Raw genomic sequence first — 17,324 nt, 5'->3', positions numbered from 1 at the left:
CCCGGAGGCCGTACGCTGCTTCGCATGCGTACGCGCCGGGCGGCAGCCGCCGGAAAGCTCACGGTGGTCCTGGCCGCGCTCGGCCTCCTCCTCGCCGGGTGCGGTGGCCCCAGCCCCCGGGCCTGGGCGGCATCGGTCTGTCAGGCGCTCACCCCGTGGCGCGCCGAGATCAACAAACTCACCAGCAGCACCCAGCAGCAGATGACCGCGCAGACCACCCCGGCGCAGGCCAAGGAGAACCTGGTTCGGCTCTTCGCCGGGGCCGAGGAGGCCAGCGAGACCGCCCGGCGCAAGGTCGAGCAGGCCGGCGTGCCGGAGACCGACAACGGCGAGGAGATCTCCGCCGGGTTCCGCGCCTCGCTGGGCCGGATGCGGGACGCGTACGGCCGGGCCCGGGACACCATCGACGGGCTCGACACCGCCCAGCCCGGACCCTTCTACGACGGGGTGCGGGCCGCGGTGGACACCCTCAACAAGGAGTACGACGGGAGCGCGCTGGACACCAGCAAGCTCAACTCGCCCGAGCTCAAAGAGGCCTTCGACGAGGTCCCGGAGTGTCGCTGACGCCACCATCCCCGCACCCGGTCCGCCAGCCCTCGCTGTTCTCCACCGAGGCGGCGGACCCGTCCCTGGCGGATCTGGCCGGGCTGCTCGCCGGCCCCGGGGAGGTGGTCCGGATGGGCGGCACGGCCCGGCTGGCCGTGGTGGTGCCGGCCGCCTGGCGGGTGCACACGCTGGTGGCCGAGCTGGGCGCGCGGGGCGTGGCAGCGAGCTGGGAGCCGACCGAGGACGGGCGGCACCTGGTCCGCACCGCGTACGCGACCACCCTGGCGCCGCTGGCCGCGGCCTGGCTGCGCGGCACGGTGAAGCGACCCCCGGCCGGTTTCCACCTCAACGGGCGCCGGCTGCGGCTCTGGCTGGCCGCCGCCGGGGTGGTCGAGGCGGCCGGGGTCCGGCTCGGCCTCGGCCCGGCCGACGAGGAGTGCTGGCCGCGGGTGCGGGCGGCGCTGGCCGCCGTGGGGCTGCCGGGGGCGTTCGTGGAGCCGGAGGAGGGCGGGCCCGCGTACCGGATCAGCGGGCGGCGGCGGGTGGCCCGGCTGGCCGAGCTGGTGGGTGATCGCCCGGCGGCGGCACCGGCGGCCGAGTGGCCGGGTGCCGGCTGAACGGGGCGTCACCGGAGCCGGTTGTCCGATCCCGGACACCGCCGCAGCGGTTTGTACAGGAAATCCGGCCGGTGTCGGTTCGCCCGAGGGTGCGTGATCGTCACAGTGGCCCGCTCGACACCCTACCCACGGTGTACGGTGGCGCCGTCCGGCGGCGCGGCCGACCGGGTCGCCCGAACCGGACGTTTCCCGCCCACGAAACCCGGAGCGCGGACGGCGCGTTACGTTGGACATCCGGACCGCCCCTGGTCCGGCTGGTGCAACACAGCCTGAAACGGGCATAGGTAAGACGGCCCGGGCACGGGCTGGACGCAGGAGTGAGGTCGGAGAGAGACGTGCCGAGCAACGCTGGAACCACCCGTCTGGTCATCGTCGAGTCACCGGCGAAGGCCAAGACGATCTCGGGCTACCTGGGCCCGGGGTACGTCGTGGAGGCCAGCTTCGGCCACGTCCGGGACCTGCCCCGCAACGCGGCCGACGTGCCGGCCAAGTACAAGGGCGAGCCGTGGGCGCGGCTCGGCGTCGACGTCGACAACGGCTTCCACGCGCTCTACGTGGTCTCGGCGGACCGTAAGCAGCAGATCAGCAAGCTGACCAAGCTGGCCAAGGAGGTCGACGAGATCTTCCTGGCGACGGACGAGGACCGCGAGGGCGAGGCGATCGCCTGGCACCTGGTGGAGACGCTCAAGCCCAAGGTGCCGGTCAAGCGGATGGTCTTCCACGAGATCACCAAGCCCGCCATCCAGGCGGCGGTGGCCAACCCGCGTGAGATCGACCGGGACCTGGTCGACGCCCAGGAGGCCCGGCGCATCCTCGACCGGCTGTACGGCTACGAGGTCTCCCCGGTGCTGTGGAAGAAGGTCATGCCGAAGCTCTCGGCGGGCCGGGTGCAGTCCGTGGCGACCCGGATCGTGGTCGAGCGGGAGCGGCAGCGGATGGCCTTCCGCACCGCCGAGTACTGGGACATCCTGGCCAGCCTCGCGGTGGTGAACCCCGGTGACGGGCCGCGGGCGTTCAACGCCACGCTGATCGCGCTGAACGGCGACCGGATCGCCACCGGCAAGGACTTCGAGCCGACCACCGGCCGGGTGAAGGCCGGCGCGGGTGTGGTCCACCTCGACGAGGGCGGGGCCAGGGGCCTGGCCGCCCGCCTGGCGGGCCGCCCGTTCACGGTCACCCGGGTCGAGGAGAAGCCCTACCGCCGCCGCCCGTACGCGCCGTTCATCACCTCCACCCTGCAGCAGGAGGCGGCCCGCAAGCTGCGGTTCTCGTCCCAGCAGACGATGCGCACGGCGCAGCGGCTCTACGAGAACGGCTACATCACCTACATGCGTACCGACTCGGTGAACCTGTCGGAGACCGCCGTCGCGGCGGCCCGCCGGCAGATCGTCGAGCTGTACGGCGAGCGCAGCGTGCCGCCGGAGCCGCGCCGCTACACCGGCAAGGTGAAGAACGCGCAGGAGGCGCACGAGGCGATCCGCCCGGCGGGCGACAACTTCCGCACCCCGGGCGAGGTGGCCAAGGAGCTGTCGGCCGAGGAGTTCAAGCTCTACGAGCTGATCTGGCGGCGCACCATCGCCTCGCAGATGACCGACGCGGTCGGCTCCAGCGTCTCGGTGCGCATCCGCGCGGTCTCCTCCGCGCAGGAGGAGGCCGACTTCGGTGCCACCGGCAAGACCATCACCGACCCGGGCTTCCTGCGCGCGTACGTCGAGTCGAGCGACGACGAGAACGCCGAGGCCGAGGACGCCGAGCGGCGGCTGCCCACCCTGGTCAAGGACCAGCCGCTGACCGCCGAGGAGCTGGCCGCGCAGGGCCACCACACCCAGCCGCCCGCCCGCTACACCGAGGCGTCGCTGGTCAAGGCCCTCGAGGAGCTGGGCATCGGCCGCCCGTCGACGTACGCGTCGATCATGCAGACCATCCAGGACCGCGGCTACGTCTTCAAGCGCGGCCAGGCGATGATCCCGTCGTTCCTGGCGTTCGCGGTGATCGGGCTGATGGAGCAGCACTACCCGCGCCTGATCGACTACGACTTCACCGCCAGCATGGAGAACGAGCTGGACGAGATCGCCGGTGGTGACCACGCCGCGGTGGACTTCCTCACCTCGTTCTACTTCGGCAGCGCCAACGGCACCGGCGACCAGGCCATCGCGCACGCCGGTGGCCTCAAGAAGCTGGTGACGGAGAACCTCAGCGACATCGACGCGCGCAGCGTCAACTCGATCCCGCTCTTCACCGACGACGAGGGGCGCGAGGTCGTCGTGCGGGTCGGCCGGTACGGGCCGTACCTGCAGCGGGCGCTGCCGGGCGAGCCGCCGGCGGCCGCCGCCGAGGGCGAGGAGGGCGGCGCCTCCGGCGACCGGGCACCGATCCCGGAGGGGCTGGCGCCCGACGAGTTGACCCCGGAGAAGGTGCACGAGCTGTTCCTGGGCGGCGGGGGCGAGCGCAAGCTCGGCGACGACCCGGCCACCGGCGAGCCGATCGTGCTCAAGTCCGGCCGGTTCGGCCCGTACGTGGCCAGTGGCGAGCGGAAGTCGTCGCTGCTGCGCTCGCAGTCGCCGGACACGCTCACCCTGGACGAGGCGCTGAAGCTGCTCAGCCTGCCCCGGCTCGTCGGCAAGGACGCCGAGGGCAACGAGGTCTTCGCCAACAACGGCCGCTACGGCCCGTACGTCAAGCGCGGTGACGAGTTCCGCTCGCTGGACTCGGAAGAGAAGATGTTCACGGTCACGCTGGACGAGGCGCTGGCGCTGCTGGCCGCCCCGAAGACCCGCCAGCGCCGGGCCGCCGCGCCGCCGCTGCGGGAGGTGGGCACCGACCCGCTGACCGAGAAGCCGCTGGTGATCAAGGACGGCCGGTTCGGGCCGTACGTCACGGACGGGGAGACCAACGCGTCGCTGCGGCGCGGGCAGACGCCGGAGGCGCTGACCCTGGAGGAGGCCTCCGAGATGCTCGCCGAGAAGCGGGCGAAGGGCCCCGCGCCGAAGAAGAAGGCGGCAGCCAAGAAGGCCGCCCCGGCCAAGAAGACGGCGGCCAAGAAGACCGCTGCCGCCAAGTCCACCACCGCCAAGAAGACGACAACCGCCAAGGCCACCCCGGCCAAGAAGGCGGCCCCCAAGAAGGCACCCACCTCCGCCGAGTAACAGGTCCCTCCGAGGAGATCTTGGAAGCTTTCGGCCCGGAGGCCGTTTCCTTCCAAGATCTGCGAGGGAGGGCCGTCAGGCGCCGAGGATGTGGGTCAGGTGGGGGTTGGTGAAGCGGCGGTGGGGGTCGAGGCGGTCGCGGACGGCCAGGAAGTCGGCGAACCTCGGGTACGCGGGAGCCAGTGACGCCGCGTCCCGGTAGTGCAGTTTGCCCCAGTGCGGCCGGCCGCCCAGCTCCGTCGCCACCTCCTCGAACGCGCGGAAGTACGGTTCGAACGGCATGCCCACGTACTGGTGGATGGCGAGGTAGACCGAGTCCCGCCCGTACCCGTGGGAGAGCCAGATGTCGTCGGCGGCGGTGAACCGCACCTCGACCGGGAAGAGCACCTTGAACGGCAGCCCGTCGACGATGCGGCGCAGCGCGGCCAGCGCCTCCGGCAGCGTGGCACGGGGCAGGGCGTACTCCATCTCCACGAAGCGGACCCGGCGCGGGGTGCAGAAGACCCGGTCGGAGCGGCCGGTGTAGGTGCGTTCGGTGAGCGCCCGGGCGGAGATCGCGCTGATCCCCGGGGCCAGCGCCGGCACGGCGCGGCCCAGCCGGCAGGCCCCGGCGAAGACGGTGTTGGCCAGGAAGTCGTCGTCCAGCCAGCCGCGCCAGCGGGACAGCGGCCGGTCGTCGGCGGGCACCCGGTCGTTGGTCTTGACCTGCACCCGGTCGGTGTACGGGAACCAGTAGAACTCGACGTGGTCGTGCTCGCCGACCAGCGCGGGTAGGTCGGCGAGCACCGAGTCCAGCTGCGCCGGCCGTTCGTGGGCGCGGAGCACGAAGGCGTCGACGCAGCGCAGGGTGACCTCGACCAGCACCCCGACCGCGCCGAGTCCGACCCGGGCCGCGGCGAAGACGTCGCGGTGCGCGTCGGCGGAGCAGCGCAGCACCTCGCCGGTGCCGGTGACCAGGGTCAGCGCGGTGACGAAGGTGGACAGACAGCCGAGCCGCGCGCCGGTGCCGTGGGTGCCGGTGGAGAGCGCCCCGGCGACGGTCTGCGCGTCGATGTCGCCGAGGTTGGGCAGGGCCAGGTTGTGGGTGGCGAGCAGTTCGTTGAGGGCGTGCAGAGTCATCCCGGCCGGTAGGGTGACCAGCCGGCGGGCGGTGTCCACAGTGACGTCGGTGGCCAGGTCGGACAGGTCGAGCCGGTGCCCGTCGGTCAGGGCGGCCCCGGTGAACGAGTGCCCGCTGCCGACGGCCCGGATGGTCCGGCCGGCGTCGGCGGCGGCCCGGACTGCCTCGACGACCTCGTCGACGGTCCGGGGGTGCGCCACCAGGGCGGCGGTGCTGCGCTGGTTGCCGGCCCAGTTGGACCAGGCGGCTGGCGTACCGGCCATGGACGCTCCTCGACATGAATACGAACTGAATTCATATCAGGAACGTTGTGCCTGGTAAATACCGTAATCGAGGCTTGCTCGTTGTACCGGTAGTCACAGTCTGGTGACGTGCAGATATGTTCATCCGTCGAAGGGGGGTGGCGCCGAGTGTCCACACCAGCCGCCACGACCGGGCCGCTGCGCAGGGTACCGGTGCAGGGTCGAAGTGTCGCGCGGGTCCAGCGGATGCTGGACGCCTGCGCCGAGCTCGTCGACGAGGTGGGGTACGAGGGTTTGACCACGACTCTGCTCGCCGAACGTGCCGAGGTGGCGATCGGATCGGTCTACCAGTTCTTTCCGGACAAGCGGGCGATCGTGCAGGCGCTGACCCTGCGCACCATGGAGTCCTACCTCCAGCGGCTCGACGAGCGCTTCGCCTCCGACGACCTGACCTACTGGTGGGACGGCGTCGACGCGGCGATCGACGAGTACATCTCGATGCACCGCACCGTTCCGGGGTTCCGTACCCTGCACTTCGGCGACGTGGTCGACCTGCACCTGCTCGACGAGCAGCGGGACAACAACGGCGTGATCGCCGACCAGCTCGCCCGCGTGCTCACCGAACGGTTCGGCCTGGCCGACGTACCCGATCTCCGGTTCGCCCTGGAGATCGCGGTGGAAGCGGCCGACGCCCTGATCAAGCTGGCGTTCCGCCGCCGGCCCGAGGGCGACGAGCGGGTGCTGGCCGAGGCGAAGGCGCTCATCCGGGAGTACCTGCACCGGCAGGTCAACGCCCGAACCGAGGCGGCCCAGTCGGGCTGAACCAGGCGTGGCCGGCCCTGCCGGCGCGCGTAACGGTGCGGTGCCCGGGGTGCGACCGGGCGCGACGAGCAGCGGCGGGTTCCCGAGGTGCGCCGGGGCCCGCCGCCACCTTTTTCCGGGCCCGATCACAGGAACGCGCGGCCCTCGCCCCGGTAGGTGGGCACGGTCGCGACCACCTCGTCGCCGTCGACCAGGTGCAGCTCGTTGACCCGTTCGCACAGTTCGCCGGCCTTGGCGTGACGGAACCAGACCCGGTCGCCCACCCGCAGGGTCGTCGCGACCGCACCCGTGACCGGCGTCTGCACCTCACCGGCGCCCTCGGCCCCGAGCAGGCTGAGCCCCGCCGGCAGCCACGGGCGCGGTAGCCGGCTCTCGCCGGCCGCACCCGAGGCGATCCAGCCGCCGCCGAGCACGGTGGCCAGCCCGGGCGCCGGCCGGCGGACCACCGCGCAGGCGAAGAACGCCGCCGGAGTGGGCCGCCAGGCACGGTACGCGTCGAAGAGCGTCGGCCCGTACAGCCCCGACCCCGCGGTGATCTCGGTGACCGCGGGGTCGGCGCTGGTGGTGGCCACGCTGCCGGTGCCGCCGCCGTTGACGAACTCCAGGTCGGCGTGCTCGCGTACCGCGGCGACCGCCGCCGCCCGCCGGTCCAGCAGTTCCCGGTACGACCCGCGCTGGGCGACCCGGATCGCCGCGCCGCGTACCGCCTGCCCGGGTGGCGCGTCGCCGAGCCCGGCGATCTGCGCCTCGTACGACATCAGGCCGACCAGCCGGAAGCCCGGCCGGCCGGCGACGGCGGCGGCGAACGCGCCGGCCGCCCGGGCACTGTGCACCGGGGAGCGGCGGACGCCCAGGTGCACCCGCCCGCCCAGCGGCCGCCAGGAGGCGTCCAGGTCGAGGCAGACCCGCAGCGGCGGCTGCCGCCCGGGCGGGCGCACCGCGTCGACCAGGTCGAGCTGACCGGGGTCGTCGACCATCAGCGTGACCACCGCGGCGAGCGCCGGGTCGGCGGCCAGCTCGGCGAGCGCCCCCCGGTCGGCCGTGGGATACGCCACCAGCACGTCGTCGCTGAGGCCGGTGCGGGCCAGCCAGATCGCCTCGGGCAGGGTGAACGCCAGCACGCCCCGCCAGCCGGGGCGGCCCAGCACCCGGCTGAGCAGGTCCCGTGCCCGGACGGACTTGCTGGCCACCCGGAGCGGCTTGCCGGCGGCCCGGCCGACTAGCGCGTCCGCGTTGGCGTGGAAAGCGGCGAGATCGACCACGGCGTACGGCGGGTCGAGGTGTGCGGTCGCCCGGTCGAGGCGATCGCGAAGTTTGTCACGATCAGTGGCCACGTCTGCACGCTAACTGTCTGGGCGTCAATGCGAAATACCCTCGCTTATGTCCGGGCTGCGGGCGGTGGTGCCGGCGGCCTAGGCTCGGCGAGCAGGCGAATGTCGCTCCGGAGGGCGTTCTCGCCGCGACTAGAGTGTTCCACCGGGGATGCCCAGCTCTGGGCCGGCACGTGGAGGTACGGCCATCGAAAGCCAGAACAACGGCGAGTCGCCCGGCGTGTCGTCGCCCGCGGCTCAGGCCGACCGGTCCGGAGCCGCCGCCATCCGCTCGGTGCTGCGCATCCGGCCGTTCCGCCGGCTGTGGATCGTGCTCGGCGTCGCCTCCTTCGGTGACTGGCTCGGCCTGCTCGCCACCTCCGTGTTCGCCGCCGCCCAGGTTTCGGGCAGCACGGCGAAGGGTGCCGCCTTCGGCGGTGTGATCGCGATCCGGCTGCTCCCGGCGCTGGTGCTCGGCCCGGTGGCCGGCGTCTTCGCCGACCGCTTCGACCGGCGCTGGACGATGGTCATCTGCGACCTCCTGCGCTTCGTCCTCTTCGCCTCCATCCCGCTCTACGCGCTCACCGGCGCCAGCGGCGGGCTGGTGGTCACCTGGGCGGCGATCGCGACCTTCCTGATCGAGACGGTCACCCTGCTGTGGATCCCGGCCAAGGAGGCCGCGGTCCCCAACCTGATCCCCCGCGCCCGGCTGGAGACCGCCAACCAGCTCACCCTCATCACCACGTACGGCATCACCCCGATCGCCGCCGCCCTCGTCGCCGCGGTGCTCGACCGCAGCGTCCGGGGGGTGACCGGCGGCCAGATGCCGTCCTGGGCCGAGCCGGCGCAGCTCGCGCTCTGGGTCAACTCGTTCTCCCGGCTCGCCACCGCGCTGGTGGTCGTCTTCGGGATCAGGGAGATCAGCCAGGTCCGGACGGGCGAGCGCGAGCCCACCGAGCAGAGCATGGTGCGCCAGTTCACCGAGGGCTGGCGGTTCATCGGCCAGACCCCACTGGTCCGCGGCCTGGTGCTCGGCATCTTCGGCGCGTTCGCCGGCGGCGGCATCGTGGTCGGCACGGCCAAGTTCTTCGCCGCCTCGCTCGGCGCCGGTGACGCCGCGTTCTTCCTGCTCTTCGGCGCGATCTTCATCGGCCTGGCGATCGGCATCGGGGCCGGCCCGATGATCGTGCGGGACATGTCCCGGCGGCGCTGGTTCGGCATGAGCATCGTGCTGGCCAGCGCCTCGGTGCTGGTGCTCGCCTTCGCGATCCATCTCTCCATGGCGATGCTCGGCGCGATCCTGGTCGGCGCGGGCGCCGGCATGGCCTTCCTGGCCGGCACCACCCTGCTCGGCGGCGAGGTCGCCGACGAGGTGCGCGGCCGGGTCTTCGCGGTGGTGCAGATCGGCACCCGGCTGGTGCTGATCCTGGCCATCGCGCTGAGCAGCATCCTGGTCGGGGTCGGCGGCTCGCGCCGGCTGACCATCGCAGACCTGGGCGTCTCGGTCTCCTCGACCCGGCTGCTGCTGCTCGCCGCGGGCGTCGCCGGCATCTTCGCCGGGATCAGCGCGTTCGGCCAGATGGACGACAAGAAGGGCGTACCGGTCCTCGCCGACCTGTGGGGCTCGATCCGGGGCCGCCCGCTGATGCCGGCCGAGCCCTTCGTCTCCAACGGCCTCTTCGTCGTCTTCGAGGGCGGCGAGGGCGCCGGCAAGTCCACCCAGCTCGCCGCGCTCGCCGACCGGCTGCGGGCGCAGGGGCGGGACGTCGTGGTCACCCGCGAGCCTGGGGCCACCGCCGTGGGCGAGCGGATCCGCGCGCTGGTGCTGGAGACCGAGGGCGTCGAGGCCCCGTCGCCGCGCGCCGAGGCGCTGCTCTACGCCGCCGACCGGGCGCACCACGTCGCCACCGTGGTCCGGCCGGCGCTGGTCCGGGGCGCCGTGGTGATCAGCGACCGGTACGTCGACTCGTCCCTGGCCTACCAGGGGGCCGGCCGTACGCTGCCGGCGCAGGAGGTCTCCTGGCTCTCCTCGTGGGCCACCGGCGGGCTCAAGCCCGATCTGGTGGTGCTCCTCGACGTCGAGCCGCACACCGGCCTGGCCCGGGTCGAGTCCCGCCGCCAGGGCGCCGACCGGCTGGAGGCCGAGTCGATCGCGTTCCACGAGCGGGTCCGGTACGCGTTCCTCGACCTGGCCGCCGCCGACCCCAAGCGCTACCTGGTGCTCGACGCCTCCCGGCCGGCCGAGGAGATCGCCGAGGCGGTCGCCCGGCGGGTGGACGAGTTCCTGGTCGACCCGGCCGGCATCGTGCACCCGCGCCCCGCCCACGGCCCCGACACCACGGTGCAGCCCGAGTTATCCGACGCGGAGCTGGTGGCCATGGAGCGCTCTCCCTGATGGCGGACGTCTTCGCCGACCTGGTCGGGCAGGACGAGGCGGTGGCGATCCTGCGCCGCGCCGCCGCCTCGGCCGCCGCGCTGCTGCACGCCTCCACCGTGCCGGCGGCCCGTGCCGGCGGCCCGGCGGCCGATGCCGCGCCCCCGGCCGGCGCGGCACCGGACCCGACGGCGGGCCCAGCCGCCGCCGGAGCGGGGGCCGGCCCCGGGGCGGGCATGACCCACGCCTGGATCTTCACCGGGCCGCCCGGCTCCGGCCGCTCCGTGGCCGCGCGGGCCTTCGCCGCCGCGTTGCAGTGCGTGCACGGCACCGGCTGCGGCGGGTGCCCCGGCTGCCACACCACGATGACCGGTACCCATGCCGACGTCCGGCTGGTGGTGCCCGAGGGGCTCTCCATCGGCGTCGGCGAGATGCGCGCGCTGGTGCTCCGGGCCGCCAGCACGCCGTCCGGCGGACGCTGGCAGGTCGTGATCATCTCGGACGCCGACCGGCTCACCGAGGCGGCCGGCAACGCGCTGCTCAAGGCGATCGAGGAGCCCCCGCCCCGTACCGTCTTCCTGCTCTGTGCCCCGTCCACCCACCCGGACGACGTCTCGGTGACCATCCGGTCGCGCTGCCGGATCGTAGCGTTGCGGCAGCCGCCGGCCGCCGCCGTCGCCGAGGTGCTCGTACGCCGGGACGGCATCGCGCCCGACGTGGCCGAGTGGGCCGCGGCGGCCGCGCAGGGGCACGTGGGCCGGGCCCGGCGGCTGGCCCGCGACCCGGAGGCCCGGCAGCGCCGCGACGCGGTGCTCGCCGTGCCGCGCCGGCTGACCGGGGTGGGTGCGGCGTTCGACGCCGCCTCCGCGCTGATCGAGGCGGCCGAGGCGGAGGCCGCGGCGTCGGTCGCCGAACTCGACGAGGGGGAGCGGGCCGCGTTGCAGACCGCGCTGGGCGCGGGCGGGACCGGCCGGGGCGCGGCTGCCGCGATGCGGGGCGCCGCCGGCCAGCTCAAGGACCTGGAGAAGCGGCAGAAGTCGCGGGCCACCCGGGCCCAGCGGGACGCCCTCGACCGGGCGCTGGTCGACCTCGCTGGCTTCTACCGGGACGCGCTGGCCAGCGCGCTGCGGGCACCGGTCGCCCCGGTGCACACCGACACCGCGGCGCTGGCCGAGGCCGGCGCGCAGAAGTGGGCCGCCGAGGGGGCGCTGCGCCGGCTGGAGGCCGTGCTGGAGTGCCGGGCGGCGATCGAGGCGAACGTCAAGCCACGGATCGCGGTGGAGGCGATGATGCTCGCCCTCTGGAAGGGCTGAAGCCCGGCCTCCGGTGTTGTCCACAGGGCATCGACACGCGCGATTGACGTGCGGTACGGTCCGGTGTGCCGCGGTGACGGTGGCGGCACGCTCAGTGATGGTCTGCCGGGAGGAGTCCGCCGATGCCGCGGGGGGAGATCGACGAGGCCTGGATCGAGGAGGCGGTGCGGCGCTACCGGCGCATCGAAGCCTTGCAGGCCGAGTTCGACCAGGCGGTGGCCACCGTCGAGGTCACCGTCCGCTCGCCCGACGGGCTCGTCGAGGTGGTGGTGACCGCCGGTGGCCGGATCACCGACGTGCGCTTCCTCGCCCCGCTGCACCAGCGCAACCCACGCGACGTCGCCGGGTCGGTGCAGGCCGCGGTCACCGCCGCCGCGGACGCCGCCCAGTGGGCGCGGGAGAAGCTGCACAACGAGACCTTCGCGGCGTACCGGCCGCTGGCGGGAGCCTGACATGGAGATCCTGCGTGCCCTGGCCACCCGGCTCGACGAGGCCAGCGCCACCCTCGCCACCATGGCCCGCACGGTGACCGCCACCGACCCGCCGCACCCCGCCTTCGGCGCGCACGCCGACGGCCGTCCCGGCGAGCTCGGCCGCGCCCTGCACCGGCAGTGGACCACCGCCACCGGCGACCGGGCCCGGGAGGCCACCGTCGCCGCGGCCCGGCTGGCCGCCGCCGCGGCCGCCCTGCGCGGGGCCGCCGACAGCTACGCGGCCACCGACGAGTCCGTGCGCCACCGGCTCGCCCGGGAGGCCTGATGGACGCCCTGGACCGCCTCGCCGAGCCGGGCCTCGACCTGCTCGCCCGGGTCGACACGCTGCTCGCCACCGGCGCGCCCGAGGGGCACCGGCTCTGGCCGCTGCTGCGCCGCATGCAGGTGCTTCCCGGCGCGGCCGTGCGCGAGTTCCTCGACCTGCATCCGGCACCGCTGACCGGTGCCGGGCACGCGGTGCGCCGGCTGATCCGGGGGTACGACGACGCCTGCGCCCTGCTCGCCGATCCGGTCGCCTGGTCCGGGCCGGCCGCGTCGGCGTACGACGAGGCCCGCGCCGCACTGCTCCGCCACCTCGACGAGGGCCCGGAGAGCCTGGTCGGGCGCCTGGAGTCGACCGCCGGATACGCCGACGCGCTCGCCGACTGGGTGGAGGGGAGTCGGCTCGCCCTGGCCCGGGCGCTGGCCGACGTGCTGCGCTCGGCCGAGGCGGTGACCGTGCACGCCGTCACCCGGCCGGGCGGCGACACCGGGCCGGCCGCGGCGCTGGCGGCGGCGGAGATCGCCACCCGGGTCCTCGGTGTGCTCGGCGTGGCGTACGACGGCGCGGAGACGCTGCTGCGCCAGTGGGCGCCGAGCCTGGCGGAGACCACGTGGCGGGAGCGGACGACCGGCGTCGTGGCCGCCAACTCGACCCTGCGGATCGGCTAGAAGAGGCGCGTCCCGGGCAGGGCCCCGGTCGGGTCGACGATCATGGATCGCTGCGCCGGGTGACCGGACGGCGACGGGCGGCCGGGCCGGCACCGTCCGATGGTCGTAGGGTGAAGGGCATGGGCATGCTCTGCGCGGTCAGTTTCAACCGGTACGGGCGTCTCTACTACCTCGACCCCGGCGAGCTGCGCCCGCAGGTGGGCGACAAGGTGCTGGTGCCCACCGACGACGGGCCCGAGGTGGCCGAGTGCGTCTGGGCCGCGCAGTGGGTGGCCGAGGACACTGCCGGCTTCCCCAGGTTGGCCGGGCTGGCCCAGGAGGACGACCTGCGCCGCGACGAGCAGCTACGCCGACGCAAGGCCGACGCCAAGGTCGCCGCCAAGCGGCTCATCCGCGAGCACGGGCTGCCGATGAAGGTGGTGGCCGTCGACCACGTCTTCGGTACGTCGGAGTCCGGCAGCGACCGCACCACGATCTACTTCACCGCTCCGCACCGGGTCGACTTCCGCTCGCTGGTCCGCGACCTGGGGGCCACCCTGCGCTGCCGGGTCGAGCTGCGGCAGCTCTCCGCCCGGGACTCGGCGCGGGTGCAGGGCGGGATCGGCTCCTGCGGCCGGGACCTGTGCTGCGCCACCTTCCTCACCGACTTCGAGCCGGTGACCATCCGGATGGCAAAGGACCAGGACCTGCCGCTCAACCCGCTGCGCATCTCCGGCGCGTGCGGCCGGCTGATGTGCTGTCTCAAATACGAGCACCCGCTCTACGCCCGAAGCAGCGATTATCCGACAACCGGCCAGCGGGTCAGCACCCCGGAGGGCGAGGGGCGGGTCGTGTCCCGGCACCCACCGAGCGAGACGATCACCGTTCGACGCCACTCCGACGGAGCGGTCAGCCGGTGTGCCCTCTCCGATGTCTGCGGTTCCCGTCAGGCGTACGAGGACCGGCCCTCGACGTAGCGTGGCATGCCCCGGTGGCGCGAGCGACCTCCGCGGGCGTTGCTGGTCGCCCCGCGGTCAGCGGAGGACGACGGGGGGTTCGGCCAGGCGGGGCTGCAGGGGGGCCTCGGGAAGCAGCCAGGAGGCGGTGGGGGACTGGTCGGGGTTGAGCCGCCAGGCGTGCGAGACCCTGTCAAGGGCGATCGGGTAGACGGTCAGCGTGCCGTCGGGGTCGAACCGGAAGCGGAGGAACGCCTTCGAGTCCTCGATGCCCTGGCCGGCGAAGAGCTCGTTGACGTTCACCCCGAACGTCCCCGCCACCAGCAGGTAGAGCGCCACCAGTTGGCTGGCGACCAGACCGCTCACCGGCCCGTACAGCACCGCCGCGGCGACCGCCGGCAACGGCCACGGCCAGTCGAAGAAGGGCAGCTTCAGCCAGAGCCAGGTGCCCCCGGCCGCCAGCGCGACATGGGCCAGCCCGTGCGAGACGCCGAGGATCCAGTGCCGGGCGTGCCGTTTCCCGCCGGCGCTGGGCGGCTTGGCGAAGAACGCCGCGCCCAGCATGGTCACCACCAGCATGATCACCAGCGGCACGCTGAACAGCCGCTGCTCCGCGGCGCCCACCCGGTCCGCCGCCACCCCGGCCATGGCCAGCATCAGCAGCGTGTGCAGGGTGCCCAGCAGCGTGGCGAAACCCGGGTTGCGGAACGGCAGGCGGGCGAAGATGCCCCAGCCGTACCGCCGCGAGCGGGCCTTCTCCGGGAAGCGGGCCGCCAGGTCGTACTCGCGGGTGCGGCTGGCCCGGCGGGAGAGTGTGTCGCGCGGCGGCACCTCCAGCCGCTCCGGGAGAGTGTGCGTGGGGTAGAGGTAGGCACCCCCGCCCCCACAGGTGATGAGCTGCCGCTCCGGCCCGGCGTAGCGGGCGTAGTGGTGCAGGTCGCCGGAGATCAGCAGCCGCACCTGCGCCCCGGTCGGGGCGAGGATCGTCCGGATGAAGTAGTCGATCGAGTCGTACGCGGTGGGGTGGTCGGCGGCCTTCACCCAGGTCGGCGCCGGTACCGCGAGGATCACCTTCGACCGTGGGGTGAGCTTCCGGGCGACCTTGTCGAAGTAGGTGAGCTGCGGGTCGTCCAGGTACGACCCGGACTGGTCGTCGAGGCCGAGCAGCCACCAGCCGGCGGGCAGCTCCACCGCGAAGTACGACCGGGACTGACCGGTGCCCCAACCGGCGAAGTACCGGTCCCGGGATCGGACGAAGAGCCGCAGGAAGGCGGTCAGGCCGTCGTACCAGTCGTGGTTGCCAGGGACCGCGAAGATCGTCGGCCGCTCGGGCGGCGCCATCGGCAACGCGGCCTGGTACGGCCCCTTGCACCGGTCCTCGTACGCCGCGTAGGCCGCCGACGGGTAGACCTGATCGCCCCCCATCACCAGCGTCTGCGCCCGGGGCAGCCGGTGCCCGTCGACCGTCAGCTCCGGCTGGGCGAGCAGGTACGCCACCGAGTACGTCGCGTCGAAGCCGTCGCCCAGGTCGGCCACGTAGTCCAGCCAGAGCCCGCCGTCCGGCCCGACCTGCCGGAACGTGTCGTCGCCGAACGCGTTCTGCAGCTCCCGCTTGTCCAGGTACGCCCCGAACAGCATTGCCAGCAGCGTACGCAGGCCGGTGCTGATCAGCAGCAGCGGCGCCAGCCAGGGCACCGGCTTGCGCGGGGTGAAGCCCAGCTCCAGCGGGTCCAGGCTGCGCGGCCGGCGGCCGGCCCGCGCACCGGGATGCGCCTCGGGGATCGGCTGCGGTGGCGGTGCGTGGTCGTCGCTCACCCGGGCAGGGTAGTCCGGCCCGAACGCGAACGGCCTCCCGCGAACGTACCGAACCTGCCTCGATGTCCGGATCGGGGAGTGATCGGGGATACCGGTTCGGCTTCGGGCCGGGGTGTGCCGTACACTTGGCGATCGTTGCCGCCTTAGCTCAGTCGGCTAGAGCGACGCACTCGTAATGCGTAGGTCGACGGTTCGATTCCGTCAGGCGGCTCGGTGCAGAAGCCCAGGTCACCGACCTGGGCTTCGCCGTTTCCCGAGGTCGACCACGCCCCCGCTGGCAGGCGGATCGCACTCGCAGTCCGACTATCCCGCCGCTTTTCTGAACCAGACACGATCGGCGGACGCTGCTGTGGCATTCAGCAGATCGTCCACGGCGTCGCGCGAGCGTCGTTATCCTTCGGACCTCAACCTTTCGTGGGCCTTGCGACGAATCACCCGGTCATTACGATGGCTCGGTGACCGCCGATTCGAGCATGCGGGGCAAGCAGGCGATGATCGTCGGGAGGCACGCCCTGCTCGGATCGCGCATCTCCGGTGTGGTCTGCCTTGCCTCGGCGGTCGCCCTGGCGTTCTTGTTCGTGACGGGCCAGGTGGACTGGCCGTGGTGGGTCGCCGTGCCCGTCGGCGTCCTCTCAGTCCTGATCCTGCTGGTGGTGGGCCTGGCGCTGTGGTTCGGCGCCGACGCGGGGCGCGACGAGACACAGCGGCTGCGTGCCGCCGGGCGGCCCGCCTCGGCTGAGGTCCTGGCCAAGGAGCTGGAGGACCCGCACGACGGCAGTGCCGACTACGCCGTGCTCACCCTGCGCATCAGCGGTGAGGGAGTGCCGCCGTTCGAGGCCGTCTACCGCTGTGACGACGAGCCCGTCCTTCAGGTCGGCGCGCGGCTGAAGGCCATCGTTGACCCCGCCGACAACCTGTTCACCCTGCGCGCCCTCCCCTAGCGCCCGACCGACACCGCAGCCGGCGCGAAGACCCACGACCGGAAGTTGGTGTTACGCAGCGGCCCGCCGTTCGGGGCGGTGAACACCAGCGCGTCCCGACGCTTCCCGGCGACGTGCGCGGCCAGCTCGTCGACGAGGAACCGCGGAATCGGCACCAACCGGCGCTGGTGGTTCTTCGGTGTGCCCTCGACCAGCTCCCCGCCGACCTCCGCGAACGCCACCGCCACCGTCACCCGCCGTCGCAGCAGATCCCGGCGCGACACCCGCAGCGCCGACGCCTCACCCCACCGCAGGCCCGTGTAGGCCAGGAACCGCACCAGCAGCCCGTAGCGCCCGCACGCCTCCGCGAGCCTCGCCACCTGGTCGTGGTCGAGGAACACCGGTTCCTCCCGCACGACCCGAGGCAGCCGCACGCCCGCGCCGGATTCCGGGACATGCGACCGTCCCGCACGGTGTGCGCAAGGGCCAGCGACAGCACCCGGTGCGCCGGCCACGCTTAGGGACGACCAGACCCGAAGACCTCGGGCTCTGCCCCGAACCCCGCCCTCCTCAGAGATGCCGCCGCAGATCACCTCGCCGGACACCACAAGGGCTGGACGGTCTACGACTGCCCGACGAGGAGATCCGCTTCAACGCCAGCGCCGCACCGAAACGACACACCCGGTCTCAGAATCCACAACGACCGCTACGCGGACTCTCGGGGTAGCTCCCGGTGGGGC

General features: G+C 73.3%; 15 protein-coding genes and 1 tRNA gene. 12 read left to right on the top strand and 4 right to left on the bottom strand.

Annotation, left to right across the window (positions count from 1 at the left end):
* Window positions 1–24 precede the first annotated feature (24 nt).
* From ABZ570_RS15395 to topA, 3 genes are all read left to right on the top strand, one after another.
* Window positions 25–564 (top strand): hypothetical protein, encoded by a 540-nt coding sequence (locus tag ABZ570_RS15395; protein ID WP_358062778.1) that lies wholly within the window; start codon window positions 25–27, stop codon window positions 562–564.
* Window positions 555–1,163, top strand: coding sequence for a hypothetical protein (locus ABZ570_RS15390; RefSeq protein WP_358062776.1), 609 nt, complete (start codon window positions 555–557; stop codon window positions 1,161–1,163). The genes ABZ570_RS15395 and ABZ570_RS15390 overlap by 10 nt, the downstream gene beginning before the upstream one ends.
* A 335-nt stretch (window positions 1,164–1,498) precedes the next feature.
* Window positions 1,499–4,309, top strand: a complete 2,811-nt coding sequence (topA, locus tag ABZ570_RS15385; RefSeq protein ID WP_358062773.1) for a type I DNA topoisomerase — start codon at window positions 1,499–1,501, stop codon at window positions 4,307–4,309.
* A 75-nt stretch (window positions 4,310–4,384) separates the two neighbouring features.
* On the opposite strand, the gene ABZ570_RS15380 is transcribed toward topA, so the two are convergent.
* Complete coding sequence (locus ABZ570_RS15380; protein WP_358062770.1) at window positions 4,385–5,692, bottom strand: D-arabinono-1,4-lactone oxidase; 1,308 nt, start codon at window positions 5,690–5,692, stop codon at window positions 4,385–4,387.
* A gap of 225 nt (window positions 5,693–5,917) precedes the next feature.
* Here ABZ570_RS15380 and ABZ570_RS15375 point away from each other — a divergent pair, with 225 nt between their 5' ends.
* Window positions 5,918–6,493: a TetR family transcriptional regulator gene (locus ABZ570_RS15375; RefSeq protein WP_358062875.1), complete on the top strand. Its 576-nt coding sequence runs from the start codon at window positions 5,918–5,920 to the stop codon at window positions 6,491–6,493.
* A 125-nt stretch (window positions 6,494–6,618) separates the two neighbouring features.
* Here the strand turns inward: ABZ570_RS15375 and ABZ570_RS15370 are convergent, their stop codons facing one another.
* A complete protein-coding gene (locus ABZ570_RS15370; protein ID WP_358062768.1) occupies window positions 6,619–7,827 on the bottom strand; it encodes an amino acid deaminase/aldolase in 1,209 nt (402 codons plus the stop codon).
* 217 nt (window positions 7,828–8,044) lie between these two features.
* Here ABZ570_RS15370 and tmk point away from each other — a divergent pair, with 217 nt between their 5' ends.
* The 6 genes from tmk (at window position 8,045) to ricT (ending at window position 13,870) form a co-directional block, all read left to right on the top strand.
* Window positions 8,045–10,198: a dTMP kinase gene (tmk, locus tag ABZ570_RS15365; RefSeq protein ID WP_358062765.1), complete on the top strand. Its 2,154-nt coding sequence runs from the start codon at window positions 8,045–8,047 to the stop codon at window positions 10,196–10,198.
* Complete coding sequence (locus tag ABZ570_RS15360; RefSeq protein ID WP_358062762.1) at window positions 10,198–11,490, top strand: DNA polymerase III subunit delta'; 1,293 nt, start codon at window positions 10,198–10,200, stop codon at window positions 11,488–11,490. Before tmk ends, ABZ570_RS15360 begins: the two co-directional genes overlap by 1 nt.
* A 122-nt stretch (window positions 11,491–11,612) precedes the next feature.
* The gene (locus ABZ570_RS15355; RefSeq protein ID WP_358062759.1) at window positions 11,613–11,942 is read left to right on the top strand and encodes a YbaB/EbfC family nucleoid-associated protein; all 330 of its coding nucleotides are present in this window, start codon (window positions 11,613–11,615) and stop codon (window positions 11,940–11,942) included.
* Between the two features lies 1 nt (window position 11,943).
* Window positions 11,944–12,249, top strand: a complete 306-nt coding sequence (locus ABZ570_RS15350) for a hypothetical protein (protein ID WP_358062756.1) — start codon at window positions 11,944–11,946, stop codon at window positions 12,247–12,249.
* The gene (locus ABZ570_RS15345) at window positions 12,249–12,914 is read left to right on the top strand and encodes a hypothetical protein (RefSeq protein ID WP_358062753.1); all 666 of its coding nucleotides are present in this window, start codon (window positions 12,249–12,251) and stop codon (window positions 12,912–12,914) included. The genes ABZ570_RS15350 and ABZ570_RS15345 overlap by 1 nt, the downstream gene beginning before the upstream one ends.
* A gap of 119 nt (window positions 12,915–13,033) precedes the next feature.
* Window positions 13,034–13,870 (top strand): regulatory iron-sulfur-containing complex subunit RicT, encoded by an 837-nt coding sequence (gene ricT / locus ABZ570_RS15340; RefSeq protein WP_358062750.1) that lies wholly within the window; start codon window positions 13,034–13,036, stop codon window positions 13,868–13,870.
* A gap of 57 nt (window positions 13,871–13,927) precedes the next feature.
* Here ricT and ABZ570_RS15335 read toward each other — a convergent pair whose 3' ends face one another.
* Window positions 13,928–15,631, bottom strand: a complete 1,704-nt coding sequence (locus tag ABZ570_RS15335) for a metallophosphoesterase (RefSeq protein WP_358062872.1) — start codon at window positions 15,629–15,631, stop codon at window positions 13,928–13,930.
* Window positions 15,632–15,801: 170 nt separating this feature from the next.
* On the opposite strand from ABZ570_RS15335, the gene ABZ570_RS15330 reads away from it, so the two are divergent.
* Together ABZ570_RS15330 and ABZ570_RS15325 are read left to right on the top strand one after the other, a co-directional pair.
* Window positions 15,802–15,875, top strand: a tRNA-Thr gene (locus tag ABZ570_RS15330).
* A 244-nt stretch (window positions 15,876–16,119) separates the two neighbouring features.
* Window positions 16,120–16,605: a hypothetical protein gene (locus tag ABZ570_RS15325; protein WP_358062747.1), complete on the top strand. Its 486-nt coding sequence runs from the start codon at window positions 16,120–16,122 to the stop codon at window positions 16,603–16,605.
* Here ABZ570_RS15325 and ABZ570_RS15320 read toward each other — a convergent pair.
* Window positions 16,602–17,000: a tyrosine-type recombinase/integrase gene (locus ABZ570_RS15320; RefSeq protein ID WP_358062744.1), complete on the bottom strand. Its 399-nt coding sequence runs from the start codon at window positions 16,998–17,000 to the stop codon at window positions 16,602–16,604. The genes ABZ570_RS15325 and ABZ570_RS15320 overlap by 4 nt on opposite strands.
* Window positions 17,001–17,324: the final 324 nt, after the last annotated feature.

Origin of the sequence: Micromonospora sp. NPDC007271 (genome assembly GCF_040634005.1) — a bacterium.
In the GTDB taxonomy this organism is placed as follows: domain Bacteria; phylum Actinomycetota; class Actinomycetes; order Mycobacteriales; family Micromonosporaceae; genus Micromonospora.
Note: the sequence above shows the minus strand (reverse complement) of the source record. Positions and strands in the feature narration are given on the sequence as shown.